Source organism: Neorhizobium sp. BETTINA12A (genome assembly GCF_023006485.1).
GTDB lineage: Bacteria > Pseudomonadota > Alphaproteobacteria > Rhizobiales > Rhizobiaceae > Neorhizobium.
On sequence record NZ_JALBGW010000033.1, the window covers coordinates 17929 to 44311 of the forward strand.

The 26383-nt window shown below is 61.5% G+C and carries 28 protein-coding genes and 1 pseudogene; 20 read left to right on the forward strand and 9 right to left on the reverse strand.

Annotated elements, in window-relative coordinates; translation table 11 throughout:
* The first annotated feature begins 36 nt into the window (after positions 1–36).
* From trpS to MOV61_RS11740, 15 genes are all read left to right on the forward strand, one after another.
* Positions 37–1101, forward strand: coding sequence for a tryptophan--tRNA ligase (gene trpS, locus MOV61_RS11670; RefSeq protein ID WP_038539177.1), 1065 nt, complete (start codon positions 37–39; stop codon positions 1099–1101).
* A gap of 135 nt (positions 1102–1236) precedes the next feature.
* Positions 1237–1716 (forward strand): universal stress protein, encoded by a 480-nt coding sequence (locus tag MOV61_RS11675; RefSeq protein WP_038539180.1) that lies wholly within the window; start codon positions 1237–1239, stop codon positions 1714–1716.
* Between the two features lie 115 nt (positions 1717–1831).
* A complete protein-coding gene (locus tag MOV61_RS11680) occupies positions 1832–2398 on the forward strand; it encodes a NifU family protein (RefSeq protein WP_007756066.1) in 567 nt (188 codons plus the stop codon).
* Positions 2399–2416: 18 nt separating this feature from the next.
* Positions 2417–3082: a tRNA (adenosine(37)-N6)-threonylcarbamoyltransferase complex dimerization subunit type 1 TsaB gene (tsaB, locus tag MOV61_RS11685; RefSeq protein ID WP_247031509.1), complete on the forward strand. Its 666-nt coding sequence runs from the start codon at positions 2417–2419 to the stop codon at positions 3080–3082.
* 17 nt (positions 3083–3099) lie between these two features.
* Positions 3100–3594, forward strand: a complete 495-nt coding sequence (locus MOV61_RS11690; protein WP_038539188.1) for a GNAT family N-acetyltransferase — start codon at positions 3100–3102, stop codon at positions 3592–3594.
* 41 nt (positions 3595–3635) lie between these two features.
* Entirely contained in the window at positions 3636–4064 is a 429-nt protein-coding gene (locus MOV61_RS11695; RefSeq protein ID WP_038539194.1) for a Fur family transcriptional regulator, read from the forward strand.
* Positions 4061–4864 (forward strand): 1-acyl-sn-glycerol-3-phosphate acyltransferase, encoded by an 804-nt coding sequence (locus tag MOV61_RS11700; protein ID WP_038539197.1) that lies wholly within the window; start codon positions 4061–4063, stop codon positions 4862–4864. Before MOV61_RS11695 ends, MOV61_RS11700 begins: the two co-directional genes overlap by 4 nt.
* A 43-nt stretch (positions 4865–4907) precedes the next feature.
* On the forward strand, positions 4908–6320 hold the full coding sequence (gene miaB, locus MOV61_RS11705; RefSeq protein ID WP_247136690.1) for a tRNA (N6-isopentenyl adenosine(37)-C2)-methylthiotransferase MiaB: 1413 nt from the start codon (positions 4908–4910) through the stop codon (positions 6318–6320).
* A 25-nt stretch (positions 6321–6345) separates the two neighbouring features.
* Complete coding sequence (locus MOV61_RS11710; RefSeq protein WP_038539202.1) at positions 6346–7401, forward strand: PhoH family protein; 1056 nt, start codon at positions 6346–6348, stop codon at positions 7399–7401.
* Between the two features lie 18 nt (positions 7402–7419).
* Complete coding sequence (gene ybeY, locus MOV61_RS11715; RefSeq protein WP_247136691.1) at positions 7420–7929, forward strand: rRNA maturation RNase YbeY; 510 nt, start codon at positions 7420–7422, stop codon at positions 7927–7929.
* A 9-nt stretch (positions 7930–7938) separates the two neighbouring features.
* Positions 7939–9123, forward strand: a complete 1185-nt coding sequence (locus tag MOV61_RS11720) for a hemolysin family protein (protein WP_038583408.1) — start codon at positions 7939–7941, stop codon at positions 9121–9123.
* Positions 9124–9220: 97 nt separating this feature from the next.
* On the forward strand, positions 9221–10822 hold the full coding sequence (gene lnt / locus MOV61_RS11725) for an apolipoprotein N-acyltransferase (RefSeq protein WP_247136692.1): 1602 nt from the start codon (positions 9221–9223) through the stop codon (positions 10820–10822).
* Positions 10823–10974: 152 nt separating this feature from the next.
* Positions 10975–11391 carry a helix-turn-helix domain-containing protein gene (locus MOV61_RS11730; protein WP_037079404.1) on the forward strand — a complete coding sequence of 139 codons (417 nt, stop codon included), beginning with the start codon at positions 10975–10977 and terminating at the stop codon, positions 11389–11391.
* A 184-nt stretch (positions 11392–11575) separates the two neighbouring features.
* The gene (gene metK, locus MOV61_RS11735; protein WP_247136693.1) at positions 11576–12835 is read left to right on the forward strand and encodes a methionine adenosyltransferase; all 1260 of its coding nucleotides are present in this window, start codon (positions 11576–11578) and stop codon (positions 12833–12835) included.
* A gap of 84 nt (positions 12836–12919) precedes the next feature.
* Entirely contained in the window at positions 12920–13621 is a 702-nt protein-coding gene (locus MOV61_RS11740) for a tRNA (guanosine(46)-N(7))-methyltransferase TrmB (RefSeq protein WP_247136694.1), read from the forward strand.
* Between the two features lie 4 nt (positions 13622–13625).
* Here the strand turns inward: MOV61_RS11740 and MOV61_RS11745 are convergent, their stop codons facing one another.
* Positions 13626–13883 (reverse strand): DUF1150 family protein, encoded by a 258-nt coding sequence (locus tag MOV61_RS11745; protein ID WP_038539224.1) that lies wholly within the window; start codon positions 13881–13883, stop codon positions 13626–13628.
* A gap of 44 nt (positions 13884–13927) precedes the next feature.
* On the reverse strand, positions 13928–14356 hold the full coding sequence (locus MOV61_RS11750) for an Hsp20 family protein (protein WP_105417655.1): 429 nt from the start codon (positions 14354–14356) through the stop codon (positions 13928–13930).
* A 192-nt stretch (positions 14357–14548) separates the two neighbouring features.
* Between MOV61_RS11750 and MOV61_RS11755 the strand changes: the two genes are divergently transcribed.
* Entirely contained in the window at positions 14549–15490 is a 942-nt protein-coding gene (locus MOV61_RS11755; RefSeq protein WP_247136695.1) for a nucleoside hydrolase, read from the forward strand.
* A gap of 71 nt (positions 15491–15561) precedes the next feature.
* Here the strand turns inward: MOV61_RS11755 and MOV61_RS11760 are convergent, their stop codons facing one another.
* From MOV61_RS11760 to MOV61_RS11770, 3 genes are all read right to left on the reverse strand, one after another.
* A complete protein-coding gene (locus MOV61_RS11760; RefSeq protein ID WP_247136696.1) occupies positions 15562–17916 on the reverse strand; it encodes a methyl-accepting chemotaxis protein in 2355 nt (784 codons plus the stop codon).
* A 182-nt stretch (positions 17917–18098) separates the two neighbouring features.
* Entirely contained in the window at positions 18099–18998 is a 900-nt protein-coding gene (locus tag MOV61_RS11765; protein WP_247136697.1) for a ribokinase, read from the reverse strand.
* A gap of 50 nt (positions 18999–19048) precedes the next feature.
* Entirely contained in the window at positions 19049–20188 is a 1140-nt protein-coding gene (locus tag MOV61_RS11770; protein WP_408962375.1) for a DNA recombination protein RmuC, read from the reverse strand.
* Positions 20189–20365: 177 nt separating this feature from the next.
* Between MOV61_RS11770 and def the strand changes: the two genes are divergently transcribed.
* Genes def through truA form a run of 3 tightly spaced genes read left to right on the forward strand, consistent with a single transcriptional unit; the run spans position 20366 to position 22639 of the window.
* Positions 20366–20881, forward strand: coding sequence for a peptide deformylase (def, locus tag MOV61_RS11775; RefSeq protein ID WP_247034423.1), 516 nt, complete (start codon positions 20366–20368; stop codon positions 20879–20881).
* Positions 20882–20939: 58 nt separating this feature from the next.
* Positions 20940–21875, forward strand: a complete 936-nt coding sequence (gene fmt / locus MOV61_RS11780; RefSeq protein WP_247136699.1) for a methionyl-tRNA formyltransferase — start codon at positions 20940–20942, stop codon at positions 21873–21875.
* Positions 21875–22639: a tRNA pseudouridine(38-40) synthase TruA gene (gene truA / locus MOV61_RS11785; RefSeq protein WP_247136700.1), complete on the forward strand. Its 765-nt coding sequence runs from the start codon at positions 21875–21877 to the stop codon at positions 22637–22639. Before fmt ends, truA begins: the two co-directional genes overlap by 1 nt.
* A 13-nt stretch (positions 22640–22652) precedes the next feature.
* Here the strand turns inward: truA and MOV61_RS11790 are convergent, their stop codons facing one another.
* The 4 genes from MOV61_RS11790 to dapD are packed head-to-tail and all read right to left on the reverse strand — an operon-like array spanning position 22653 to position 25947.
* Positions 22653–23249, reverse strand: coding sequence for a hypothetical protein (locus MOV61_RS11790; protein WP_038548612.1), 597 nt, complete (start codon positions 23247–23249; stop codon positions 22653–22655).
* Between the two features lie 33 nt (positions 23250–23282).
* Positions 23283–23903 (reverse strand): hypothetical protein, encoded by a 621-nt coding sequence (locus tag MOV61_RS11795; protein WP_247136701.1) that lies wholly within the window; start codon positions 23901–23903, stop codon positions 23283–23285.
* Positions 23887–25083, reverse strand: coding sequence for a succinyl-diaminopimelate desuccinylase (dapE, locus tag MOV61_RS11800; protein ID WP_247136702.1), 1197 nt, complete (start codon positions 25081–25083; stop codon positions 23887–23889). The genes MOV61_RS11795 and dapE overlap by 17 nt, the downstream gene beginning before the upstream one ends.
* Before the next feature lie 9 nt (positions 25084–25092).
* Positions 25093–25947: a 2,3,4,5-tetrahydropyridine-2,6-dicarboxylate N-succinyltransferase gene (gene dapD / locus MOV61_RS11805; protein ID WP_038539254.1), complete on the reverse strand. Its 855-nt coding sequence runs from the start codon at positions 25945–25947 to the stop codon at positions 25093–25095.
* 136 nt (positions 25948–26083) lie between these two features.
* Here dapD and MOV61_RS11810 point away from each other — a divergent pair.
* Positions 26084–26383: pseudogene (locus tag MOV61_RS11810) on the forward strand (lysine decarboxylase); the annotation flags it as partial.

Here is a 26383-nt window from a genome sequence, read left to right on the forward strand (position 1 = left end):
GGTCTGGGGCCCTCCACCAGCCTAATTGAGGACGATATGAATACCTTCAAGCCGCTTGTCTTTTCCGGCGTCCAGCCGACCGGCAATCTCCATCTCGGCAACTATCTCGGAGCGATCCGCAAGTTCGTGGCGCTGCAGGAAAACAACGACTGCATCTATTGCGTCGTCGATCTGCACGCGATCACCGCCCAGCTCGTCCATGACGACCTGCGGGGGCAGATCCGCTCGATCGCCGCCGCCTTCATCGCTTCGGGCATCGACCCGAAGAAACATATTGTCTTCAACCAGTCGGCCGTGCCGCAGCATGCGGAACTCGCCTGGGTCTTCAATTGCGTCGCCCGCATCGGCTGGATGAACCGCATGACCCAGTTCAAGGACAAGGCCGGCAAGGACCGCGAGAACGCCTCGCTCGGCCTGCTCGCCTATCCGAGCCTGATGGCGGCCGACATTCTCGTCTACCGTGCCACCCACGTGCCGGTCGGCGACGACCAGAAGCAGCACCTGGAGCTTGCCCGCGATATCGCCCAGAAGTTCAATATCGACTTCCAGGAGAAGATCCGCGCCGCCGGCACCGGTGTCGACATGGTCGTTGGCGAGGAGCCGATCCATGGCTTCTTCCCGCTGGTCGAGCCGCTGATCGACGGGCCGGCGCCGCGCGTCATGTCGCTGCGTGACGGCACCAAGAAGATGTCGAAATCCGATCCTTCGGACCTGTCGCGCATCAACCTGATGGACGATCCGGAAGAGATCGCCAAGAAGATCCGCAAGGCCAAGACCGATCCGGAAGGCCTGCCGAGCGAACTGGAAGGCCTCAAGGGCCGCCCGGAAGCCGACAATCTCGTTGGCATCTATGCAGCCCTTGCCGACAGGACCAAGGCCGACGTTCTCGCGGAATACGGCGGCCAGCAGTTCTCGGTTTTCAAGCCGGCGCTTGCCGATCTCGCCGTGCAGGTGCTTTCGCCGATCACCTCGGAAATGCGCCGCCTGATGGACGACACGACCCATATCGATGCCATCCTCAAGGATGGTGGCGAGCGCGCCCGCGCCCGCGCCGAGAAAGTCATGGGAGATGTCTTCGACATCGTCGGCTTCCTGCGCTGAGATTATCGGCGCCTTTCAAGTCACGCAAAGATTGCATACCCGCCACGGCATTCGTGGCGGGTTTTCATTTTTTTCGGTTGGTATAAGTTCCGCATCACGACTGCTTCGGTCGACTACATGCGAAGGAGGGGAAGCATGGTTTCGAAACGGCTTTCGCGGCTTGAAGGGCACCGGCGCAAGTTCATGGCCGTCATCGACGGCACGCCGGAATGCGAAAAGGCGGTTCATTACGCCGGACGCCGCGCCAAGAACTCCAACGGGGGGCTTGTTCTGCTTTTCGTTATTCCCGAGGGCGATTTCCAGCAATGGCTGGGCGTCGAGCAGATCATGCGTGCCGAGGCTCGCGAAGAAGCGGACGCGGTGATGGCAAAGGCCGCCCAGAAGGTGCGCGATACGATCGGCATCGATCCGGAAATCGTCATCCGCGAAGGCAACGCCAGCGAGCAGATCATTCAGTTGGTCGAGGAAGACCGTGACATTGCGGTCCTCGTGCTGGCGGCCGGTTCCACAAAGGAAGGACCTGGACCCCTGGTGTCGGCCGTTGCGGCCTTCCCGATCCCCGTCACCGTGCTGCCCGATACGCTGACGGCCGAGGAAATCGACGCGCTGGCCTGATTGCGGACTTGATCTTGCGCAGGCAAAGGAGCACTTGAACGAAAAGCTGATACGGCTTATCTTCTTTTGAAGAGTTCTAAATTTGCGAGGGGCGTCGTGCCCCAGGAGAGACGAGATGTTCATTCAGACGGAAGCCACCCCCAACCCGGCGACCCTGAAGTTCCTGCCCGGCAAAGTCGTCATGGATAAAGGCACCGCCGATTTCCGCAATGCCGGCGAGGCGGAAGCATCTCCGCTGGCTGAGCGGCTGTTCGGCATCTCCGGCGTGACCGGCGTCTATTTCGGCTACGACTTCATCACCGTCACCAAGGAAAGCGCCGAATGGCAGCACCTGAAGCCGGCGATCCTCGGTTCGATCATGGAGCATTTCATGTCCGGCGCGCCGGTCATGGGTGGTGCGTCCACGCTTGCGGAAGCATCCGACGTGGAAGGTGAGTTTTTCGACGAGGACGACGAAACGATCGTCGCGACGATCAAGGAACTGCTCGAAACCCGCGTCCGCCCGGCCGTCGCCCAGGATGGCGGCGACATTACCTTCAAGGGTTTCCGCGACGGCACGGTCTATCTCAACATGAAGGGCGCATGCTCGGGTTGCCCGTCTTCCACGGCGACGCTGAAGCATGGCGTACAGAACCTGCTGAAGCATTTCGTTCCGGAAGTGCAGGCCGTCGAAGCTCTCTGAGCCCGCCGGCACCGTTGAATGATTATTCTCGCCATCGATACCGCCGGGGTGGATTGCTCCGCAGCGCTCTACGACAGCGCCGCGGGCAAAATGCTGTCTGAAGTCACCGAGACGATCGGAAAGGGCCATGCCGAAAGGCTGATGTCGGTCATCGACGAAGCGCTCGCTGCAGCCAATCTTCCTCTCAAGGCCGTCGAGCGCGTCGCGGTCGTCATCGGCCCCGGCTCGTTCACCGGCATTCGCGTCGGCGTCGCCGCCGCCCGTGGTTTTGCGCTCGCGCTCGGCGTGGAATCGGTCGGCGTGACCACGTTGGAGGCCTTGGCGCTCAAGTTTCTGGGCGAACATCCCGACCAGCCGGTCGTGGTTGCCATGGATGCCAAACGCAACGAGATCTACTCCCAGGCATTTTCCGCCAAGGGTGAGGCGTTGAGCCAACCCGCAGCGCTTTCGCCGGAGGATGCTTCGGAACTTGCCCGGTCTCTTTCGGCAGCAATGACCGGCTCCTGGGTCGAGCATTCCCTTGGTAAGGGAATGGCCGAATATGACGGGCGGGATCGCTTCGACATTGCCGTCGTCGCGCGCATCGCTGCCGAAAAACCTGCGGATGCGCAACGCCCTAAACCGTTGTATCTTCGGGGACCCGATGCGAAACCGCAGACCGGTTTCGCCCTTGCCCGTTCGTGAATGTACAGACTGCGCCGATGCTCGACGATTATCTGACCTGGAAGCCGTATTTCGAAGTCGTGCCGATGGAGGCCGGCGATTGCCTGGAGATCTCCGAGCTGCATGGCCAGCGGTTTCCGCGACAATGGAGCGACGGAGAATTCCAGAACCTCCTCCTGCAGCACAATGTCTTCGGTTTTGTTGCCCGCCAGACCAATGCGTTCTTCTCGAAGCCGCTCGGCGGTTTCGTTCTTTCGCGTGAGGCTGCCGGCGAGGCAGAGATTTTGACGGTCGCCGTCAACGAGAAATTCGGCCGGGTGGGGCTCGGCTGGCGCCTGATGCAGGCGGCCTTGCGCGAGGCGGCGTCGCGCGGCGGGGAGAGCATGTTCCTGGAAGTGGAGGCAGCCAACCGCCCCGCCGTCGAGCTTTACCGCAAGCTCGGTTTCCGGAAAGTGGGCGAACGCCCCGCCTATTACGCCGGGCCGGATGGGACGCGCTCCACGGCGCTTGTCATGAGCCGCGTTCTTCGTTAGTCCGTTAGTTTCTACGGGAACGTTTCGAAAGCCAAAACGACATGACAGACCTTTCCAAAACCCTGGAGGAGCTGTGTGCCGAAAAGGGCATGCGAATGACGGATCAACGCCGCGTGATCGCGCGTATCCTGCAGGAATCCGTTGACCATCCCGATGTCGAGGAACTCTATCGCCGGTCCTCGAAAGTCGACCCGCGTATCTCGATCTCGACGGTTTACCGCACGGTAAAATTGTTCGAGGACGAAGGGATCATCGAACGTCACGATTTCCGCGACGGCCGCTCGCGTTACGAGACCGTGCCTGAAGAACATCATGACCATATGATCGATCTCAAGACCGGTACCGTCATCGAGTTCCGCTCGGCGGAAATCGAGGCGCTGCAGGAACGCATCGCCCGGGAGCACGGCTTCCGTCTCGTCGGCCACCGGCTGGAGCTCTACGGCATCCCGCTGGACAAGGACGATAAGTGATTACCTGGGCGCGGATCGGCTTCGTTTTTGTCGTTCTTTTCGCAGTTACGCTGATTTTGTGGCCGTTCCAGCTCCTGGGCCTCGCACTCGACCTCAAGATCCGCCGCTATATCCCGCGCTACTGGCATCGGACCGCATGTTTCCTGCTGGGCATCCGTATTCATGTTCACGGAACACTGGAGCGTCGCCGGCCGCTGATGCTTGCCTGCAATCATGCGTCGTGGAAGGATATTCTCGTGCTCGGGGCGATCGCCGACGTCGTCTTCATCGCCAAGATGGAAGTGTCGGAATGGCCGGTCTTCGGCACGCTCGCCAAGCTGCAGAAGAGCATCTTCGTCGCTCGCGAGCAGAAGCGTCGGACCGGCGACCAGGTGAACGAGATCGCCGAGCGCATGGCGGCCGGCGAGATCGTCGTGCTCTTTCCCGAAGGCACCACCTCCGACGGCAACCGGCTTCTGGAGGTGAAGTCGTCGCTGTTCGGGGCCGCCGCCGCCGCGGTCCAGCACACGCCGGAAGGTGTCGTGCATGTCCAGCCGGTAGCTATCGCCTATACCCGCATCCATGGCATGGCCATGGGCCGTTACCATCGGCCGATCGCCGCCTGGCCGGGCGATATAGAACTGGTGCCGCATCTGCTCGGCGTCTTGAAGGAAGGGGCGCTCGACGTGGACGTGGCTTTCGGCGAGACGATCGAATTCCGCGCCGGCGACAATCGCAAGCATCTGAGCATGGCCGTGACGAGCCGGCTTCGGCGCATGCTGAACCGCCATCTGCGGGGGCGTGACTACGAAGCGCTATAGGAAACGCTTCATTTCCGGGTCTTCTTGCGGTATGGAGCGAGCCATGAACGAACACCTCTCCCTTCCCGTGCCCGCCGACGAGCCGGCCCAGCGCCCGAATTCCCGCAAGGTCTTCATCAAGACCTACGGCTGCCAGATGAATGTCTATGATTCAGGCCGCATGAGCGATGCGCTGGCGGGCGAAGGTTACGTGCCGACAGAAGAGATGGGCGAAGCCGACCTCATCCTCCTCAACACCTGCCACATCCGCGAGAAGGCGGCCGACAAGGTCTATTCCGCGCTCGGGCGTCTTCGCGACATGAAGAAGGCACGCGCTGCCGAAGGCCGGGAACTGATGATCGGCGTCGCCGGCTGCGTCGCCCAGGCCGAAGGCGAGGAAATCATCCGCCGTGCGCCAGCCGTCGACGTGGTGATCGGCCCGCAGACCTACCATCGCCTGCCGGAAGCGCTGAGACGCGCCCGCGGCGGAAAGCCGGTCGTCGATACTGAATATGCGGTCGAGGACAAGTTCGAGCACCTGCCGGTTACCGAGAAGGCGAAGATCCGCGCACGCGGCGTCACCGCTTTTCTCACCGTTCAGGAAGGCTGCGACAAGTTCTGTACCTTCTGCGTCGTGCCTTACACCCGCGGTTCGGAAGTTTCCCGCCCCGTCCAGCAGATCGTCGACGAAGCTTGGCGGCTTGTCGACGGCGGTGTGCGCGAGATCACGCTGCTCGGCCAGAACGTCAATGCCTGGCGTGCGCAAGGTCCGAAAGGCGGCGAATGGAGCCTCGGCGACCTGCTTTATCGCCTGGCGGAAATCCCTGGCCTTGCGCGTTTGCGCTACACGACCAGTCATCCGCGCGACATGGACGATCGGCTGATCGAGGCGCATCGCAACCTGCGCACCCTGATGCCCTATCTGCATCTGCCGGTTCAGGCAGGTTCGGATCGCATCCTGAAAGCCATGAACCGCCGTCACACGGGTGCCGAATACCTCCGTCTGATCGAGCGCATCCGCGATGCCCGGCCGGACATCGCCATCGCCGGCGATTTCATCGTCGGTTTCCCCGGCGAGACGGATCGGGACTTCGAAGATACGCTGCGCCTCGTCGAGGACGTGAACTACGCCCAGGCCTATTCCTTCAAATATTCGACCCGTCCCGGCACGCCCGGTGCCGACCTCGGCGATCAGGTGCCGGAAGAGGTGAAGGCGGAGCGGTTGGAAAGATTGCAGGCCCTGCTCTTGAAACAGCAGGCCGAATTCGCCAAATCTTGCGTCGGAAAAGTCATCGACCTGTTGCTGGAAAAGCCCGGTCGCATGCCAGGACAGATAATCGGACGTTCTCCCTGGCTTCAATCTGTGAATGTTGATGCAAAAACATCGCAAATCGGTGACATTATCCAGGTACGAATCAGTGGAACCGGCCCGAACAGCTTGTTTGCCGACCCGGCAGAGAGTTTAATAGGAGCCTGAGCTAACATCGAGGAGCTTGCCCTACTTGAACGGACGTGAATTGGTTTCTTCATCCGCGCGCCAGCCCCGCACCGCCGCTACCGACGCCAATCACTTTGTCCTGACGTTCGAGAACAATAGGTTCGCAAGCGAGCTTTTCGGGCAATTCGATCAGAATCTCAAACTTCTCGAAGAGCGGCTTCATATCGATGCCCGGGCGCGCGGCAATTCGGTGGCGATCTCCGGCGATCTGACGGCGACCAACCAGGCGCGCCGGGCGCTGGATTTCCTCTATGAACGCATCCAGAAGGGCGGGTCGGTCGAGACCTCCGACGTCGATGGCGCGATCCGCATGGCGCAGGCGGCCGACGACCAGCTGCAGCTGCCGACGCTTGAGAAAAAAGCCAAGCTCTCGATGAGCCAGATTTCCACCAAGAAAAAGACGGTCGTCGCCCGCACCCCCACCCAGGACGCCTATATGCGGGCGCTGGAACGCTCGGAACTCGTGTTCGGCGTCGGCCCGGCCGGCACCGGCAAGACCTATCTCGCCGTCGCTCATGCCGCCCAGCTTCTGGAACGCGGGGCTGTCGATCGCATCATCCTGTCACGTCCGGCCGTCGAAGCCGGCGAGCGTCTGGGCTTTTTGCCCGGCGACATGAAGGACAAGGTCGATCCCTATCTGCGGCCGCTCTATGACGCCCTTTACGACATGATGCCGGGCGACAAGGTGGAGCGGGCGATCACCGCCGGCGTCATCGAAATCGCCCCGCTCGCCTTCATGCGCGGCCGCACGCTCGCCAATGCTGCGGTCATCCTCGACGAGGCGCAGAATACCACGTCGATGCAGATGAAGATGTTCCTGACCCGTCTTGGCGAAAATGCCCGGATGATCATCACCGGTGACCCGAGCCAGGTCGATTTGCCGCGTGGCGTGAAATCAGGCTTGGTGGAGGCGTTGCAGATCCTGAAGGGCGTCGAGGGCATCTCGGTGATCCGCTTCAAGGATACCGATGTGGTCCGTCATCCGCTGGTCGGCCGCATCGTCCGGGCCTATGATGCGCAATATGCCGTCCACGAGGAAAGCGAGGAAGTCGACCGTTAACGGTCGGCTCCAAACCTTATGCCCCAACTCGACATACAGATCAGCATTGAAGACGAGGGCTGGCCCGAGGAGCCGGCCCTTTTGGCCTTGAGCGAAAAAGCGCTTGGGGCGGCTGCCGAATTCCTGGCGAAGGAAGAGAAGCAACCTTTTCCGAAAATCGCCCCCGAACTGTCGCTGGTCTTTACCGACGACGCGGCGATCAAGGAGATCAACGCCGAATGGCGCGGCAAGGACAAGCCGACCAACGTATTGTCTTTCCCGGCTTTTCCGCTCGAACCAGGCAAGATGCCGGGCCCGATGCTGGGAGATATCGTCATCGCTCGCGACACGGTTGAGCGGGAAGCGGTTGATCTCGACAAGAGTTTCGATGATCATCTGACCCATCTGCTTGTCCACGGTTTCCTGCATCTGTTCGGCTACGACCATATGCAAACGGACGACGCGGAAAGAATGGAAGCGTTGGAGACTCGCATTTTGGCCGCCCTTGGCCTATCTGACCCCTATGCGGGGCAGGACCCGATAATATAGTCTGGACCAATGAACGACTTTTCGACAAACCCGACCCGTGAGGGCAAGGACGCCGACTCGAGTTCCTCGGAAGAGGGCAGTAGTCCGTCTCGAGCGGAAGCTCAGAAACACCAAAGCTCTTTCTGGTCGCGCGCCGTCAGGCTGCTCAGGCCGTCGCAGGGCGAGAAGCTCCGCGAGGACCTCGCCGACGCGCTGATGACCGATACCAATATCAGCAATGCCTTCTCGCCCGAGGAACGGGCGATGCTGCACAATATTCTCCGGTTCCGCGAGATCCGCGTCGAAGACATCATGGTGCCGCGTGCCGATATCGAGGCGGTCGATATGACCATGACGATCGGCGAGCTGATGATCCATTTCGAGGAAACCGGTCGCTCGCGCATGCCGGTCTACAACGACACGCTCGACGACCCGCGCGGCATGGTCCATATCCGCGACCTGCTCTCCTATCTCGCCAAGCAGGCTCGCAACAAACGCCGCACCAGCGCGCGCGCCGCGCCTACGCAGCCGATGCCGCTTGCCACCGACAAGCCGGAAAAGGCCGAAAAGACGGTGCGCACCCCGCGGCCTGCCTTCGACCTCGGCCGTGTCGACCTCGAACAGACGGTTGCCGAGGCCGGGTTGATCCGCAAGATCCTGTTCGTGCCCCCCTCGATGCTCGCTTCCGACCTGATGCAGAGCATGCAGGCGGCGCGTACCCAGCTGGCGCTCGTCATCGACGAATATGGCGGGACCGACGGCCTCGTCACCCATGAGGACATCGTCGAAATGGTGATCGGCGATGTCGAGGACGAACATGACAATGAAGAGGTCATGTTCTCCCGCACCAGCGAGGACGTCTTCGTCGCCGATGCGCGTATCGAACTGGAAGAGATCGCCAAGGCGATTGGTTCCGATTTCGACATTCGCGACCGCCTTGAAGACGTCGATACGCTGGGCGGCCTGATCTTCTCCGCGCTTGGTCGCATTCCCGTGCGCGGCGAGGTGGTGCAGGCGGTGCCCGGCTTCGAATTCCAGATCCTGGAGGCCGATCCTCGCCGCATCAAGCGCGTACGGATCCTGCGCAGGCGCACGCTCGCGCGCCGCCGGCAGAAAGGCGATGGCGAGATGCTGCTCACCGATCAGACGCCGACGACTGCCCTGCTGCCGGCGCCATCCGCTCAGGACGCCGACGGACGCAATCACCAGGCCTGAGTGATCCCTGAAGTGTCCGCGCCTCTTTGACCTCACGACAAGCCCGCCATTTTTTGAAAGACTGCAGCCGCTGATTCGGGGGCGGAAGGGAACATAGATGGAGCGGCTGGCGGGCAGGATCATGCTTCTCTGGGGCTTCCCGCGCGTCGTCGTTGCTTTTCTCGCAGGAGCGATCGGTGCGCTCGCCCTGCCGCCCTTCGGTTTCTTCGCGGCGTTCTTCATCTCCTTCACGCTGCTCGTCTGGCTGATGGACGGTTCCACCGGCAATCCAGATGGTGGATGGTTCGCGCGGTTTCGTTCGGCCTTTTGGATCGGCTGGGTTTTTGGCTTCGGCTATTTCGTCGCCGGCCTCTGGTGGCTTGGCAATGCGCTGCTGGTGGAAGCTGACGAGTTTGCCTGGGCGCTGCCGCTCGCGGTTCTTGGCCTGCCTGCCTATCTTGCCCTATTTTACGGTCTTGCGACGGCGATCGCCCGCATCTTCTGGTCGGATGGTTTCGGGCGGATGGCCTCGCTCGCCTTCGGTTTCGGCCTTGCCGAATGGCTGCGTGGCTTCGTCGCTACCGGTTTCCCTTGGAATGCGGTCGGTTATGGCGCGATGCCGATGCCGCTGATGATGCAATCGGCGGCGGTGCTCGGCATTTTCGGCGTGACGGTTCTTGCCGTCTTCGTGTTTTCAGCCCCCGCCCTGATCGGCACTAAAAAGGGCATGCGGACCGGGCTAACGCTCGCGGCCTTGCTGTTTGCCGCCCATCTCGGTTATGGCGCCTATCGTTTGCACATCGCCGACGCCGCGCCGGCCCCGGCCGCCGATAGCCAGCCGGTCGTCCGCATCGTCCAGCCGGTAATAGACCAGGCGCGAAAACTGGACGATGCCGAACGGGCGGCGATCTTCGAGGAACATCTTGCGTTGTCGGCTTTGCCGCCCGAGAACGGTGGCAAGCGGCCGGACATCATCGTCTGGCCCGAAACCTCGGTGCCCTTCATTCTGACCCAGAACCCGGATGCGCTGACCCGCATTGCCGAGGTGCTGCAGGATGGTCAGGTCCTCATCACCGGCGCGGTCCGCTCGGAAGATGCCGGCGCGGGCTTCGCGCCGCGTTTTTACAATTCGATCTATGTGATCGACAGCCAAGGCCAGATCGTTTCGGCCTCCGATAAGCTGCATCTCGTCCCGTTCGGGGAATATGTCCCATACGAGGATCTCCTGCGCAATCTCGGCATCCCCGATGCCATCGCCATGCCGGGCGGCTTCAGTGCCGCGCCCGTGCGGGCCATGCTGACCCTGCCGGGTGGCAGGGTCTTCTATCCGCTGATCTGTTACGAAGCGATTTTCCCGGACGAGATCGGGCCGGACGTGGAGCGGGCGAGCGCGCTTTTGAATATTACCAATGACGGCTGGTTCGGAGCGACGCCGGGACCGTATCAGCACTTCCAGCAGGCTCGAATCCGCGCCGTCGAAAACGGTCTGCCGCTGATTCGCGGGGCGAATACCGGCGTTTCGGCGGTTGTCGACCCCTTTGGAAGGCTGATTCGAGCTATGGATTATAATCAAAAAGGCGTGATTGACGCAACCTTGGGCAGCATTTCAATCCCGCATTGGGATATGAAAGCTCGGGAACAGCACTTCTGGTTGGTTCTTGTGACGATGTTGTTGATTGCAGGCGTCTCGCGCGTTGGTTTTAATTTTCGGACGAATTGACCAAAAACCCCTAAAATTGCATAGTGGTCTCAGCCTTTCGTCTCGCCATATGCTTCAAACGTTGAGCCTGTTGTGACCAGCCGCGCGAAGTGTATCACCACACGCAGACCGGGTTGTGAGGATTAAACAACAAACGTCGTCAGGACATCGTTATGATTGAAAACAAAAAGAAGCCGAACCCGATCGATATTCACGTCGGGAGCCGGATTCGCCTTCGCCGGACCATGCTCGGAATGAGCCAGGAAAAGCTGGGTGAAAGCCTTGGCATTACCTTCCAGCAGATTCAGAAATACGAAAAAGGCACCAACCGCGTTGGCGCCAGCCGTCTGCAGAATATTTCCAGCATTCTCAACGTGCCGGTATCCTTCTTCTTCGAGGATGCACCGGGCGATCAGGGCGGTCAGGGCGGCATGGCGGAAGCCTCGAGCTCCAACTACGTGGTCGATTTCCTCTCCTCCTCCGAGGGCCTGCAACTGAACCGGGCTTTCGTGAAGATTTCCGACCCGAAAGTTCGTCGGCGTGTGGTTGATCTCGTAAAAGCTCTGGCAGCGGATGCCGAGGTCGAATAACGACCTTTCGATATCAGCACGAAAGCGGCCGCAAGGCCGCTTTTTTGTTGCCTATTCCAAGGTGAGGAGTGTTGCCGGAATACCTAACTTGTACACATAAAGATATATTTATGTCGTTGTACGCTTGTGTTTGTCGGTGAAAATCACTACACAGGTGCGTCGTTTCTTTGAGGGGAATCCCGTAATGCGCGCAAGTTATCTGTTCACCAGCGAGTCGGTTGCCGAGGGCCATCCGGACAAGGTTTGTGATCGTATCTCCGATGAAATTGTAGATCTTGTGTACCGCGAAGCGGCCAAGACCGGCGTCGATCCCTGGACCGTGCGCATTGCCTGCGAAACGCTGGCGACCACGAACCGTGTGGTGATCGCGGGCGAAGTTCGCCTGCCGCCAAGCCTGATGAAGAAGGACAAGGACGGCAAGGACGTCATCAATCCCTCGAAGTTCAAGTCCGCCGCCCGCAAGGCTATCCGTGACATCGGTTACGAGCAGGACGGCTTCCACTGGAAGACGGCCAAGATCGACGTGCTGCTGCATTCCCAGTCCGCTGATATCGCGCAGGGTGTTGACAGCGCCGCCGACAGGCAGGGCGATGAAGGCGCCGGCGACCAGGGCATCATGTTCGGTTACGCCTGCAAGGAAACGCCGGACCTCATGCCGGCACCGATCTATTATTCCCACAAGATCCTGCAGCTGCTCGCTATCGCCCGCAAGAAGGGCGAAGGCGATGCCGGCAAGCTCGGCCCCGACGCCAAGAGCCAGGTGACCGTGCGTTACGAAAACGGCAAGCCGGCTGCGGTCGACTCGATCGTTCTTTCCACCCAGCACCTCGACGAGAGCTGGGATTCCAAGAAGGTCCGCGAGGTCGTCGAACCTTATATCCGGGAAGCGCTCGGCGACCTGCCGATCGCCAGGGATTGCAAGTGGTACATCAATCCGACCGGCAAGTTCGTCATCGGCGGCCCGGATGGTGACGCAGGCCTTACCGGCCGCAAGATCATCGTCGACACCTACGGTGGCGCGGCTCCCCACGGCGGCGGCGCATTTTCCGGCAAGGACACGACCAAGGTCGACCGTTCGGCCGCTTACGCTGCCCGCTATCTGGCAAAGAACGTCGTCGCTGCCGGCATCGCCGACCGCTGCACGATCCAGATTTCCTACGCCATCGGCATCGCCCAGCCGCTGTCGATCTATGTCGACCTGCATGGCACGGGCAAGGGTGTGACGGAAGACCAGGTGGAAGCCGCCATTCGCAAGGTCATGGACCTGTCGCCGACCGGTATCCGCCGCCATCTCGACCTCAACAAGCCGATCTACGCCAAGACGTCCGCTTATGGCCACTTCGGCCGCAAGGCCGGCCGCGACGGTTCCTTCTCCTGGGAGAAAACCGATCTGGCGAAGCCGCTCAAGGATGCGCTGAAGGAAGAGCCCCTCAAGGCAGCCTGATCGGCCTTTACGGATAGCTCCATAAAACTGTAAAGCGGGTGCCTCCTGGCGGAGACGCCCGCTTTTATCGTGAGAGACCAGCCCATGACCGAACCGCAGCACCCGAGCCGCAGCACCGAAGCCTTCTTCGGGCGCCGCAAGGGCAAGCAGCTCCGCGAGCGCCAGGCGGAAGGGATTGCAACTCTGCTGCCTGCACTGAAGCTCGATCTTGCGGCGCCCGCGCCCGCCGCGCTTTCAGAGATATTTCCCATTCCGGTGGAGGAGCTGCGGCTGGAGATCGGCTTCGGCGGCGGCGAGCACCTCGTCCACCGCGCGGAGGAAAATTTAAAAACCGGCTTCATCGGCGTCGAGCCTTTCGTCAATTCCATGGCGAAGCTTTTGTCGCGCGTCGACGAACTGGGGCTCGAGAATATCCGGGTCTATGACGACGACGCCACGCAGGTGCTCGACTGGCTGCCGGATGCATCGCTCGATCGCATCGACCTGCTCTATCCGGACCCGTGGCCGAAGCGGAAACATTGGAAAAGGCGGTTTGTATCTGCGGTCAATCTCGACCGCTTCCACCGCGTGCTGAAGCCGGGCGGTCTGTTCCTGTTCGCATCCGACATCGACACCTATGTCAACTGGACGCTGATCCATTGCCGTGACCATGGCGGATTTCAATGGCAGGCGGAGCAATCTTCCGACTGGCTGACGCCCTTCGCCGGCTGGCCAGGTACGCGATACGAAAACAAGGCCCGCCGAGAAGGCCGTTCCTCGGCCTATCTGACGTTCAGGAAAGCCTGAAAGGTCAGTGCAGGCTGACGGTCTTCAAGTCGTCTTCAGCAGCCTTGAAGAAGGTGCTGGAGCGATTGTCGGTCAGAAGAATCGGCGTGCCATCTGCGCCGAACAGGGCCCAAAGATCGAGACTGGGATCGATATCCGGGGCTTCAGGGAAGCAGCGGGACACTTCGTCCGACCGCATCTTGCGAATATATCCGACCTCTCCAGCACCCAGATGAGCAAGTTCGGACAGCGTCAAACGCGTATTCGCTTCTTTCAGGAGCATTCCAGCCTCCAGCATTGAGGGGCAACGGCATTGGCGCCGTTGACCTACTCTGAGACGGAAATGTTAATTTTTCGCACCATGCGCGCGGGCTCGGGACGGATAAGGTCAACCGACAGCAAACCGTTCTTGAGAGAGGCGCCGGAAACCTGCATTCCGTCGGCGAGCACGAACATACGCTGGAACTGCCGCGCAGCAATGCCGCGGTAAAGATAGTCGCGCTCACCCTGCTCTGTCTGACGTCCGCGGATGACGAGGTGGTTTTCTTCCGTCGTCACCTCGAGCTCGGCTTCGGAAAAGCCGGCGACGGCGAGCGTGATTCGCAGCCGTTCAGGGGCACCGGAAGCGTCAGCGCGGATGCGTTCGATATTGTAGGGAGGATAACCGTCGTTCGCCTTCGCAAGGCGTTCGAGCGTCTTTTCCATGGCGTCGAAGCCCAGAAGCAGGGGGCTCGCAAACGGCGTCATTCGGCTCATCGGACAGTCCTTGCAACAAGCGACCATGTTGGCGCCCGCAGGGCGGCCCACCAACTCGTTCGTTATATGGGAGGTTACGGCGGCGACCGCAAGGATGAGTGCTGGTTCATAGTCAGGGCTACCCCATGCCGGTCATGCGGCACTTGACAGAATGTCAGCTTGTGGACCACTACCCGGAAAAAAGGAGCATTCATGCAGCGCAGGAAGATCATCATCGATACCGACCCGGGTCAGGACGATGCCGCGGCGATCATGCTTGCCTTTGCGAGTTCGGACGAGATCGAGGTGCTTGGTCTCTGCGCGGTCGCCGGAAACGTGCCGCTTTCCTACACCAGTCGCAACCTCCGGATCGTCTGCGAACTCTGCGGCAAGCCGGATGCGCCGGTTTATGAAGGCGCGCTGAAGCCGACAGTGCGACCACAGGTAACCGCCGAGCACGTGCACGGCAGGACCGGCCTTGACGGTATCGAACTGCCCGAACCGACAATGCCGGTGAAAGCTGCGCATGCGGTCGACTTCATCATCGAGACCCTGCGCGCCGAGCCGGCCGGAACGGTAACGCTCTGCACGCTCGGGCCGCTCACCAATATCGCGCTTGCTCTTGAGAAAGCGCCGGACATCGCGGGGCGCGCGAAGGAGCTGGTGATGATGGGTGGCGGCTTTTTCGAGGGCGGCAACATCACGCCGGCTGCCGAATTCAACATCTATGTCGATCCCGAAGCAGCAAAGACCGTGTTCGCCTCGGGCATGCCGATCGTCATGCTGCCGCTCGACGTCACCCATCAATTGCTGACGACCAAAACCCGTGTCGAAAAGATCGCCGCGCTCGGCACCCGTCCGGCGGAGGTCCTGGTCGCGTGGCTTGCCTTTTTCGAGCGATTCGACATTGAAAAATACGGCTCCGATGGCGGCCCGCTGCATGATCCGACGGTCATCGCCTACCTCATCAAGCCCGAACTCTTTTCGGGCCGCGACTGCAATGTCGAGATCGAAACGCAATCGGAACTGACGGTCGGCATGACCGTAGTGGACTGGTGGCACGTCTCCGGCCGCAAGCCGAACGCCAAGGTCATGCGCCATGTCGATGCCGATGGCTTTTTCGAATTGCTGACGGAACGGGTTGCTCGGCTCTAAGGCGGAATAAGCGGGCAAAGAAAAAGCCGCCGTTTGAAGGGCGGCTTTTATACGTTCAGCTTTAGGTGCGATCAGAATTCCTGCCAATCGTCGGATGCGACGGCCGCCGATCCGTGTGAGATCGCAGCCCTTGGCGCCGGCTTGGCACGTGGTGCCGGTGCGGGCTGGCTCGGCCGCGTTGCCCGCATGGTTTGGGCGACCTGACGCAGCGCCTGCGGAGCGCTTTGGACGTGGCCAGTCGCGTGTGCCGAAACGCGGAACCGCGCGACCAGCGACTTCAGGGTTTCCGCTTCCGTGCTCAGCACCGTGCTTGCGGCGGTGGTCTCTTCCACCATCGCGGCATTCTGCTGGGTTACCTGGTCCATCTGGTTGACCGCCGAGTTGACCTCCTTGAGGCCGACGGCCTGTTCGCTCGCGGAAGCCGAGATCTGGCGGATCAATCCGTTGATCTGCATCACCTGCACTGCAATTTTCTGCAGCGTATCGCCAGCCTTGCCGACCAGTTCCACCCCGTCGCTGACCTGGCTGGTCGAGGCGTTGATGAGCGCCTTGATTTCCTTGGCGGCGTTTGCGGAACGCTGAGCGAGTTCGCGGACTTCCTGTGCGACGACAGCAAAACCCTTGCCGGCCTCGCCGGCGCGGGCAGCTTCCACCCCGGCATTGAGGGCGAGCAGGTTGGTTTGGAAGGCGATCTCGTCGATCACGCCGATGATGCGCGAGATTTCCTGCGAGGATCGGGCGATGCCCTGCATCGAGGCGACGGCCTTCTGCACCACTTCGCCCGACTTTTCCGCATCGTCACAGGCGAGGTTGACCGTACCGGCGGCCGAGCTGGCGTTCTCGGCGCTCGAGTTTACCTGCGCGGTGAGCTCGTTGAGTGCGGCTGCGGTTTCCTCGAGGCTGGCAGCCTGCTGCTCGGTCCGGCGCGACAGGTCCTGAGCGCTGGTTGTGATCTCGCGGCTGCCATTGCCGATATTGTAGACGGTCGAACTCACCGTCGCGATAGTCTCCTCAAGACTTTCCAGCGCCTTGTTGAAGTCGATCTTCAGCTTGGCATAGTCGCCCGGGAAATCGTCCTGGATGCGATAGCCGAGATTGCCATTGGAGAGTTCCGCCAGGCCATTGGCAAGCGAGGTGACGACGCGCTGCTGCTGCTGGGCGTTCGCTTCGCGCTCGCCTTCGGAACGGTGGCGCTCGCTTTCCGCCGCATGGCGCTGCGCTTCCGCCTCCGTTCCGAGCCGCCGGCCGTCCGCCAGCGTGTGGCGGAAGCCTTCGAGCGCGCCGGCCAGCGAGCCGATTTCATCGGTGCGATCCTGGCCTTCGACCGGCTGTTCGAAGCGGCCCTTGCTTAAGGTGTCGACGCTGCCGAGCAGCGCCCCCAGAGGCCGCCGCACGAAGACGGTGCTGCCGAAATAGAGGGTCGCGATGCAGGCCCCCATGATGACGATCCCGCCGAGCACCATCATCAGTGTCTGGTCCTGAACCGGCGCGGCAATCACGCTCTGCGGCACGTCCAGGACAATCGCCCAGGTGGCGTTGAGGTCCGGGACCGTGAACGGATAGACGACGCGTTCAAAGGGTTCCGCCGCATCGGCGGTCAGGTTGTCGAGCTGGACCGGCTGGTTCGACTTCAACGCGGCCAGCAGCTCGCTCGTTTTTTCGCCTTCGACCGGCTTCATCAGCTTGTCGGGATTGACAGGCACGATCCATTTACCGCCTTGCGACACCAGGAGAACCCGGCCGGAGCCGAACGGCCGCATCGCCTGGAGCTTCTTTGTCAGGGTTGCCATCGAGACGTCGAGGCCAGCAACACCGAGGAGCTTGGAGCCGGACATGACGGGGTAGGCGACGGAGCTCATGGCGACAGCATCGCCCGTCGTGCTTTCGATATAGGGCTGGGTGAGCGAGCCTTTCTTCGAGGTTGCCGCGAGCGAATACCATTCCGCCTGGGTGTCGATGTCGAAGACGCTATAGGCGATATCGCCGGTGCGGCTCTTGGTCCAGTACGGGGCAAGCTCCCCCTTCTTGTTGGCGCCCATCTCCTTGTTGCCGACGAGTTCCGCGTTCTTCCCGTCGAACACGCCCGGAACTTCGGCGAACCAGCTGCCATAGGCAAAAGCATTCTGCTCCAGGTTGGCCTTGAGAGCGTCGGTGACGCCCTTGCGGTCGAGATAACCCGCGGCATGGCCGCGGCCGATCACGCCCGCCATCGAGCGTGCCGCTCCGGCAAGCTGGCCCATGTCGACGGCGACTTCGTTGGCGATCGAACGCGCCTCGGCCTGCGCCTGCGCCATGGTCAGCGTCGACACGCGATTGCGGGTTTGGGAAATCAGGAAGAAGTTGGAGAGAACCAGAACGACGGCGATTACCAGGCTCGTTACCAGTATGAGCTTCGTGGAGAGCGACTTGATCTTGAGCGAAAACATCGATTGCCTCGCGTTGCGGACAGAGGTGGGGCTCCTTCATGGAGCTGCCGCGAGGCGGATCGAATCTCGTCCCCGCTGAGATATCCGCGACCCTAAAAGCGATATGTTAATGTTGGCTAAAATTGTAAATACGTTCTCCCACGGCGCAGCGAGAGTAGCGGGGAATACCCGATCAAAGCAGCTTAGACCCTGGCATCGACCGCCTCGGCGGGCGGGATCGATGGCTGGGCGCCGCGGCTGAGGCAGGCGAGCGAACCGGCCACCGCGGCGCGGCGGAGCGCTTTCGCAAAATCGAGCCCCTGTTCGAGGCTGGCGGTCAGGTAACCGCAAAACGTGTCGCCGGCGCCGACCGTATCGACCGGTTCGATCTTTAATCCCTCGGCGGCGATGATCTCCCCGTCGCGGATCGCGACCACGCCGTCGCCACCGAGCGTGACGACGTATGTCTGGCCGGTTTCCGCGTGCAGTTTTTTCAACATCTCCTGGCGCGCCGCAGCGTCCGGGATCGGGCTTCCGGCCAGCAATTCGAATTCGGTTTCATTGGCGATGACGATATCTGCAAGCCGGGCCAGCCGGGCCGCATCGCCGGTCAGCGGCGCAGTGTTGATCACCGTCTGAATGCCTTTGGCACGCGCTGCGTTGAGCGCCGTCTCTACCGTCTCGGCCGGAATTTCGAGCTGCAGCATCAGGATATCGCCGATCTTCATGGCTTCGACCGCCGCCTCGGCCTGTGCCGTGCTCACGGTACCGTTGGCGCCGGCCACCACCGCGATCATGTTTTCGCCCGTGCCCCCCACTAGGATCAGTGCCGTGCCCGTTGGATCGGTTACGCGCGCGACCGCTGAGAGGTCTACCTTGGCGTCATCGAGAAGTGCCAGCGCCGGCGCAGCAAAACCATCTTCCCCAACGGCTCCAACCATATGCACGGAGCTTCCGGCACGGCGTGCTGCGAGCGCCTGGTTGGCGCCCTTACCACCGGCGGCCGTCGCAAAGCTCGATCCTGCAACCGTCTCGCCCGGCTGGGGCAGGCGTTCGGTCGTGGCGATGAGGTCCATGTTGATGGAGCCGAGGACGGTGATCATGGGCAGGCCTGCTTGCGTAAATTAAAGTCGCGCGACACTGCCCGAGAGGATCACTCCTCGTCAACCACCCGCAGTTTGAGAAGACCGGTACGGCTTTCGACCACCTTCGCCTGCGGCAGGTCGCGGGTTGCCTCGGCCTCCGCTGGCGCCTCCAGTTCGAGAGCCTCGATCTTGGCGCCGCGGCGGTTGAGCTTGTCGGTGGAGGTGAGGATCTGCTCGACATCCTTCTGCGCCGCGAAGAAATGTGTCTGCAGTTTGCGGGTGCGGTCGTCGAGGCGGGAAAGATCCTCGATCAGCAGCGCCACTTCGCCCTGGATGAGATGTGCCTGCTCGCGCATCCGCTGATCCTTCAGCACGGCCTGGATGACCTGGATGGACAGCATCAGCAGCGAAGGAGAGACAATGACGATCCGGGAACGTTGCGCCTTCTGCACGGCACTCTCGAAATGCTCGTGGATCTCCGCGAAGATGGATTCCGACGGCACGAAAAGGAAAGCCATTTCCTGCGTCTCGCCCGGGATCAGGTACTTTTCCGAGACATCGCGGATGTGAACCTCAAGGTCGCGCTTGAAGGCCTGGGCGGCGGCCCTTCTGGCTTCGGGTGCCGCGGCCTCGCGAAATGCGTTCCAGGCTTCGAGTGGAAATTTGGCATCGATCACCAAAGGCGGAGCGCCGTTCGGCATCCTGATCGTACAGTCCGGCCTGGTGCCGTTCGAAAGCGTGGTCTGGAAACCATAGGCGCCCATCGGCAATCCGTCGGCAATGATCGCTTCCATTCGGCCCTGGCCGAAGGCGCCGCGTGTCTGCTTGTTCGACAGGATCGCCTGCAGGCCGACGACGTCTTTTGCGAGCGTTTGGATATTGTTCTGTGCAGCGTCGATCACCGCCAGCCGTTCCTGCAGCCGCTGCAGGTTCTCATGCGTCGACTTGGTCTGTTCGGTAATCGTCGCGCCGATCCGGTGCGTCATGCCGTCGAGCCGTTGGCTGACCGACTGGTTAAGTTCCGATTGCCGCGTCGAAAGCGTCTCCGCCATTGCCGACAGCCGTCCCTGCATCTCGCTCTGCGCTCTCAGAAGTTCGGAAAGCCGGGCTTCGCCTTCCATCACCCGCAAGGCCGCCTCTTCCTGCCGCCGAAGCGATGCGCGCCGGACCAGGAACAGCCATAACAGTAGCAATGCCGCTCCACACATCACCGCCACGACGGCAGCGCGTGGATCGTCGGAGAAACGGGAAAGGCTGGCAACAAGATTATTCATGGCGGGAAACTAACAGAATTTTGCCACTTGAAAAGATCAAAACGTGAACATTCCGCTTCCTCGGGCCGTAATTTCTATTCCTTCGGAAAAAAAGATGGGTTATGGGAAGCCATGACGATCAAGCCTCTGATTATTCTGCCTGACCCGATCCTGCGTCAGGTTTCCAAGCCGATAGAGCGTGTTGACGCCGAGCTTCTGAGGCTCGCCGACGACATGCTGGAGACCATGTATGACGCGCCGGGCATCGGCCTTGCTGCGATCCAGATCGGCGTGCCGCGCCGCCTGCTGGTCGTCGACATCGCGCGTGAGGGTGAGGAAAAGCAGCCGCAGGTCTTCATCAATCCGGAGATCGTCAGATCCTCCGACGAAATCGCGGTCTACGAAGAAGGCTGCCTGTCCATTCCGGAATATTACGCCGAGGTCGAGCGGCCCGCGACCGTCAGCGTCAAGCATCTGGGCCGCGACGGCAAGGAATATGTGGTAGAGGCCGATGGCCTGCTCGCCACCTGCCTGCAGCATGAGATCGATCACCTGAATGGCGTGCTTTTCATCGACCATATCTCCCGCCTGAAGCGCGAGATGGTGATCAAGAAATTCACCAAGGCTGCCAAGTCCAAGGCGGTCTGAACCGTCGCTCGGGCGATCCGAGTTAAGAAGGCGCGGTCTCTTGAGACGCGGAACGACCATGTCTCTTCGCATCATCTTCATGGGAACGCCGGAATTTTCCGTGCCGACGCTGCAGAGCCTGAAACATGCGGGCCATGAGATCGTCGCCGTTTATACCCAGCCGCCGCGCCCGGGCGGCCGCCGCGGGCTCGATCTGGTGAAGTCGCCGGTCCATCAGGCCGCCGAACTGCTGGGCATTCCCGTTTTTACGCCGGTGAATTTCAAGGATCCCGATGAGCGCGAGAAATTCCGCGCACTCAAGGCGGATGTTGCCGTTGTCGTCGCCTACGGCCTGCTGCTGCCGGAAGCGATCCTAACGGGCACAAAGTTCGGCTGTTACAACGGCCACGCTTCGCTCCTGCCACGCTGGCGCGGTGCCGCACCGATCCAGCGCGCGATCATGGCGGGTGACAAGAAGACTGGCATGATGGTCATGCAGATGGAAAAGGGTCTCGATACCGGCCCCGTTGCGCTGACGAGGGAAGTCGAAATCGGCGAGAACATGACGGCGGGCGAGCTGCACGACAAGCTGATGCTGGTCGGAGCCCGTGCGATGGTCGAGGCGATGGGGAAACTCGAAGCCGACGACCTGCCGCTGACGCCGCAATCGTCGGAAGGCGCGCTTTATGCCGCCAAGATCGACAAGGGCGAGACGCACATCGATTTTTTGAAGACCGCACGTGATGTGCATAACCACATCCGCGGTCTGTCGCCGTTTCCGGGCGCATGGTTCGAGGCGGAGATCAACGGCAGGCCGGAGCGCGTAAAGGTTCTCCTCTCGGAAGTCGGCGAAGGGCAGGGTGAGCCCGGAACGGTTCTTGACGACGCACTGACCCTTGCCTGCGGCGCGGGTGCGGTGCGGCTCCTCAAGTTGCAGAAGGCCGGGGGCAAGCCCTTGGCCGCGGCGGAGTTTCTGCGCGGGACGCCGCTGGAGCCCGGCACGAGGCTTTCCTGATGCCGCGATTCCGCATGATCGTCGAATATGACGGCACGCCCTATGTCGGCTGGCAGAAGCAGAAGAATGGCCATTCGGTACAGTCGGCACTTGAAACTGCCATACTGTCCTTGACCAAGGAGAGCGTGGTGGTCAAGGGCGCCGGCCGCACCGATTCCGGCGTTCATGCGCGCGGGCAGGTGGTGCATGTCGATCTGTCGCGGTCGTGGCCGCCACACCGGCTGCGCGACGCGCTGAATGCCTATCTCGGCATGGCCAGGGAGAAAGTCGCCATCATCGGCGTGCAGGTCGTCGATGATACGTTCGACGCCCGCTTTTCGGCTGTCCGGCGATATTATCTCTACCGTATCATTTCACGCGCCGGCCCGCTGGCGTTGGATGCGAAGCGCGCCTGGTGGGTCACCAAGGATCTGGATCATGAGGTCATGCATGCCGCCGCCCAGACGCTGGTCGGAAAGCATGATTTCACGACCTTTCGCTCGGTTCATTGTCAGGCGAAAAATCCCGTCCGCACGCTGGACATGCTGGATGTCACGCGCAGCGGCGACCTGATCGAAATTCGCGCGACGGCACAGAGTTTCCTGCACAATCAGATACGCTCGCTCGCAGGCACGCTGAAACTGGCCGGCGAAGGCCGCATGACGCCGGCGGATGTCCGCGCAGCATTGGACGCCCGGGACCGCAAGGCCTGCGGCCCGGTGGCACCGCCGGAGGGACTTTATTTCATGCGGGTCGATTATCCAGGCGATCCTATAGAGCCCTGAAGCGCTGGCTTCGTCAGAGTGGGTAAATGCCGAGGAAACGCTGCAGCGCTTCGGTCAGCAGCATGCTCGGCACGATCAGCACCAGCACCAGCGTTGTGATCATCAGCGGCTGCGGCCCGCAGATCATCCGCATCACCCGCGATATCGAAATGATCATCACGAGCAGCAGCGCGAAATGGACCAGCGCCAGGGCGGTATCGAGTCTCGACGGCAACAGGAAACGCAGGCTCAGCAGGCCGTAGAGATAGGCGAAGGGAACCGAGAGCCAGTTGACGGTGACGACGACCGCCGGAAACTTTCGGGCGATGCCGAGCAGTGAGCAGAGTATGCCGGCAAGGATCAGCGGCACCAGCCAGTTGAAGATTTCCAGCATTGCCATGCGAACGAAGAAAATCCCGCCGATCCGGGCGCCGGACGGCATGCCCTCAAGCAAATAGTCTCGCCACCACAGCCACGAGACGAACGCGCCCGGCAGGCACCAGACGAACGCCCAGAACGAGCGCATCATCCCGCGATCGGAAATGTCGAGCAGGCGGAAACCCTGCGCATCGCCGCGGATCAGCAGCCAGAGACCGCTCAGATAAAGTCTGACTTCAGCATAGGAGGGCAAGGCGGCCTCCTCGCAAAACGGCGAAATCACGCATCAGGTTAACGAAACCCCCATGATATTCTCCAGTTCGCGCGCAACAAACATGTCGGTCAGGAGCACAAGTCCCAGGGTGGCAATGCGGATCATCACCGGGCCACCCATGACTGCTCTTAGAACGCACCAGGCGAGGAAAAGCGCGGCGATCAGAATGGTTGCCGCCAGAATTATCGAAGCGTAACCGGCAAGCCCCATGGCGCCACCTTGCTGGGCAGATAGGAAAGCGATGGGCGAATAAACCGCATGGATCGCATAGGCGAGCGGGACGGCAAACCAGTTGCGCACCACGATCAGGATCGGCACGAGCGGCATGAAGCGCAGAATGAAGCCGAGGGCGATGAGCGCCGCGGCCGGCACGACCCATTGGGCCGCTTCGAGGACCAGCATCTTCAGGAAAAAGATGAAGGAATAGTCTTCGCGTTGAGGGAAATGACGAAGGTATTCCATCCGCTGAACGATCCAGCCGACAATCAATGCCGGCGCGCACCAGCCCGCCGCCCAGAACGAACGCAATACGCCCTGGTCCGAAATGTCGAACGGTCGCAGACCGCGCGCATCGCCCCTGATCAGCAGCCAGAGACCGCCGAGGTAGAGCCTGACTTCATGATAGGAGGGCATTATCGAACCAGCGGGAGATGAAGGTCCCATAGATTTGGGTGAGCGTCTCCAGATCGGCAAGGGCTACGCGCTCATCGATCATATGCATGGTCTGCCCGACAAGGCCAAATTCGACGACCGGGCAATAATCCTTGATGAACCGGGCATCCGAGGTGCCGCCTGTCGTCGAAAGTTTCGGCACCTTGCCGGTCACGCTCTCGACGGCACCCGATAGCGAAGCGATCAGGGCATTGTTGCGGGTCAGGAACACGTGGCTCGGGCGTTCTGCCCAGGTGATGTCGTAGCGGACCGGATCGCGCTCCGGGCGCAGCGGGCTAGCAATCGCTGCTGCGTCGAGCCGCCTGACGATCTCGGCTTTGACCGTATCGGCGGTCCAGGTGTCGTTGAAGCGGATGTTGAAGGCGAACGCCGCCTTGGCCGGAATGACGTTGGTCGCCGGATTGCCCACATCGACGGAGGTCACTTCCAGATTGGAGGCAGGGAATTCCGCCGTGCCGCCGTCGAAGGGCGGATTCATCAGCACTGAGGCGAGCGGCAGCAGGCCGCGTACCGGATTGTCGGCAAGGTGCGGGTAGGCCGCATGGCCCTGGACGCCGAAGACGGTGACCTTGCCGGAGACCGAACCGCGTCGGCCGATCTTGATCATGTCGCCGAGCGCATCCGGATTGGTCGGCTCGCCGACCAGGCAGGCATCCCAGGTCTCGCCCCTCTCGGCCGCCCATTTCAGCAGCTTCTCGGTGCCGTTGACGGCCGGGCCTTCCTCGTCGCCGGTGATCAGGAAGGAGATCGAGCCTCTTGGCGCGCCATGCAGATCGATATGGCGGGCGACCGCTGCGACGAAACAGGCGATGCCACCCTTCATGTCCACCGCGCCGCGGCCGAACAGCTCGCCGCCGACGATCTCGGCGGCAAAAGGCGGCTTACTCCAAGACGTCTCGTCTCCCGGCGGCACCACGTCCGTGTGGCCGGCAAACATCAGATGCGGGGCGTCGGTGCCGAGTCGGGCATAGAGGTTCTCGATGTCCGGCATGCCGGGTTCCGTCGCCACCATGCGCTCGACCTTGAAACCGAGCGGAAGCAGCATCGCCTCGAGCGCCGCAAGCGCGCCGCCTTCGGCAGGCGTCACCGAGGGGCAGCGGATCAAAGTTTGGAGATTGGCGATGGGATCGGCAGCAGACATTTGATCAGATCAATCGCGCAGCAGTTCGTTGATAGCGGTCTTGGAGCGGGTCTGCTCGTCGACGCGCTTGACGATCACGGCACAATAAAGGCCCGGTCCCATGTCTCCGTTCGGGAACGGCTTGCCCGGCATCGTGCCGGCGACGACGACGGAATAGGGCGGCACTTCGCCATAGCTGATCTCGCCGGTGGCACGATCGACGATCTTGGTCGACTTGCCGATGAACACGCCCATTCCGAGCACTGAGCCCTGGCGGACGATGCAGCCTTCGACCACTTCCGAACGGGCGCCGATGAAACAATTGTCCTCGATGATGGTCGGGCCGGCCTGCATCGGCTCCAGCACACCGCCGATGCCGACGCCGCCGGAAAGATGCACGTGCTTGCCGATCTGGGCGCAGGAGCCGACAGTCGCCCAGGTGTCGACCATCGTGCCTTCATCGACATAGGCGCCGAGGTTGACGAAGGAGGGCATCAGGACGACGTTCTTGGCGATATGGGCCGAGCGCCGCACGACAGCGTTCGGCACGGCGCGGAAACCGGCAGCGCGGAACTGGTTTTCACCCCAGTTCTCGAATTTGGAAGGCACCTTGTCCCACCAGGTGGAGGCACCGGGGCCGTTCTTGACTACTTCCATGTCGTTGAGGCGGAAGGACAGCAGAACGGCCTTCTTCAGCCATTGGTGCACGGTCCAGGTTCCGCCTTCGCCGCGGCTTGCGACCCGCGCCTGACCGCTGTCGAGCAGGTTGAGCGCTTCCTCGACCGCATCGCGGATTTCCCCTTTGGTCGAAACCGTCACGCCGTCGCGGTTGTCGAAGGCGGTCTCGATGGTCTTTTCGAGGGAAGAGAAGTCGGGGCTGCTCATGGGAAATCCTTAAACGTCACTCTGTATCGTGATGGTGGGAGAGGTGGCCATTTGGTGTCTTTTGATCTAAGCGACCGCCACTCAAGCGTCAATGCGAATTGGCGTCAATGCATTTGACGCCGGAAGGATCATGCGAATGGCAAAGGCGAAGAAGGATGGCCCGCGACGCAAGGACGGGGCCTGGGATCCGCTGAAGGACAACAAGGCGGACAAAAACGATGCCGCAGTCCAGCCGAGGACGCCGCAGACGGAATCGCATTCCTATCGCCTCGCCTATGCGGATGACGAGTTTCTCAGCCGCGAGGAGCTTCGCCCCGTCCGTCTCCAGCTCGAGCTGATGAAGACGGAAATGGCGCTTGCCGAGCGCGGCATCAAATCGACCGTGGTGCTGTTCGGCGGCGCGCGCATCCCGGCGCCCGGCCAGAGCGCCTGGGCC

What these genes read in the sequence shown, in the direction of transcription:
- trpS (WP_038539177.1), top strand. Translation starts at nt 37, where the DNA reads ATGAATACCTTCAAGCCGCTTGTCTTTTCCGGCGTCCAGCCGACCGGC.
- MOV61_RS11675 (WP_038539180.1), top strand. Translation starts at nt 1,237, where the DNA reads ATGGTTTCGAAACGGCTTTCGCGGCTTGAAGGGCACCGGCGCAAGTTC.
- MOV61_RS11680 (WP_007756066.1), top strand. Translation starts at nt 1,832, where the DNA reads ATGTTCATTCAGACGGAAGCCACCCCCAACCCGGCGACCCTGAAGTTC.
- tsaB (WP_247031509.1), top strand. Translation starts at nt 2,417, where the DNA reads ATGATTATTCTCGCCATCGATACCGCCGGGGTGGATTGCTCCGCAGCG.
- MOV61_RS11690 (WP_038539188.1), top strand. Translation starts at nt 3,100, where the DNA reads ATGCTCGACGATTATCTGACCTGGAAGCCGTATTTCGAAGTCGTGCCG.
- MOV61_RS11695 (WP_038539194.1), top strand. Translation starts at nt 3,636, where the DNA reads ATGACAGACCTTTCCAAAACCCTGGAGGAGCTGTGTGCCGAAAAGGGC.
- miaB (WP_247136690.1), top strand. Translation starts at nt 4,908, where the DNA reads ATGAACGAACACCTCTCCCTTCCCGTGCCCGCCGACGAGCCGGCCCAG.
- ybeY (WP_247136691.1), top strand. Translation starts at nt 7,420, where the DNA reads ATGCCCCAACTCGACATACAGATCAGCATTGAAGACGAGGGCTGGCCC.
- MOV61_RS11720 (WP_038583408.1), top strand. Translation starts at nt 7,939, where the DNA reads ATGAACGACTTTTCGACAAACCCGACCCGTGAGGGCAAGGACGCCGAC.
- lnt (WP_247136692.1), top strand. Translation starts at nt 9,221, where the DNA reads ATGGAGCGGCTGGCGGGCAGGATCATGCTTCTCTGGGGCTTCCCGCGC.
- MOV61_RS11730 (WP_037079404.1), top strand. Translation starts at nt 10,975, where the DNA reads ATGATTGAAAACAAAAAGAAGCCGAACCCGATCGATATTCACGTCGGG.
- metK (WP_247136693.1), top strand. Translation starts at nt 11,576, where the DNA reads ATGCGCGCAAGTTATCTGTTCACCAGCGAGTCGGTTGCCGAGGGCCAT.
- MOV61_RS11740 (WP_247136694.1), top strand. Translation starts at nt 12,920, where the DNA reads ATGACCGAACCGCAGCACCCGAGCCGCAGCACCGAAGCCTTCTTCGGG.
- MOV61_RS11745 (WP_038539224.1), bottom strand. Translation starts at nt 13,883, where the DNA reads ATGCTCCTGAAAGAAGCGAATACGCGTTTGACGCTGTCCGAACTTGCT.
- MOV61_RS11750 (WP_105417655.1), bottom strand. Translation starts at nt 14,356, where the DNA reads ATGAGCCGAATGACGCCGTTTGCGAGCCCCCTGCTTCTGGGCTTCGAC.
- MOV61_RS11755 (WP_247136695.1), top strand. Translation starts at nt 14,549, where the DNA reads ATGCAGCGCAGGAAGATCATCATCGATACCGACCCGGGTCAGGACGAT.
- MOV61_RS11760 (WP_247136696.1), bottom strand. Translation starts at nt 17,916, where the DNA reads ATGTTTTCGCTCAAGATCAAGTCGCTCTCCACGAAGCTCATACTGGTA.
- MOV61_RS11765 (WP_247136697.1), bottom strand. Translation starts at nt 18,998, where the DNA reads ATGATCACCGTCCTCGGCTCCATCAACATGGACCTCATCGCCACGACC.
- MOV61_RS11770 (WP_408962375.1), bottom strand. Translation starts at nt 20,188, where the DNA reads ATGTGTGGAGCGGCATTGCTACTGTTATGGCTGTTCCTGGTCCGGCGC.
- def (WP_247034423.1), top strand. Translation starts at nt 20,366, where the DNA reads ATGACGATCAAGCCTCTGATTATTCTGCCTGACCCGATCCTGCGTCAG.
- fmt (WP_247136699.1), top strand. Translation starts at nt 20,940, where the DNA reads ATGTCTCTTCGCATCATCTTCATGGGAACGCCGGAATTTTCCGTGCCG.
- truA (WP_247136700.1), top strand. Translation starts at nt 21,875, where the DNA reads ATGCCGCGATTCCGCATGATCGTCGAATATGACGGCACGCCCTATGTC.
- MOV61_RS11795 (WP_247136701.1), bottom strand. Translation starts at nt 23,903, where the DNA reads ATGCCCTCCTATCATGAAGTCAGGCTCTACCTCGGCGGTCTCTGGCTG.
- dapE (WP_247136702.1), bottom strand. Translation starts at nt 25,083, where the DNA reads ATGTCTGCTGCCGATCCCATCGCCAATCTCCAAACTTTGATCCGCTGC.
- dapD (WP_038539254.1), bottom strand. Translation starts at nt 25,947, where the DNA reads ATGAGCAGCCCCGACTTCTCTTCCCTCGAAAAGACCATCGAGACCGCC.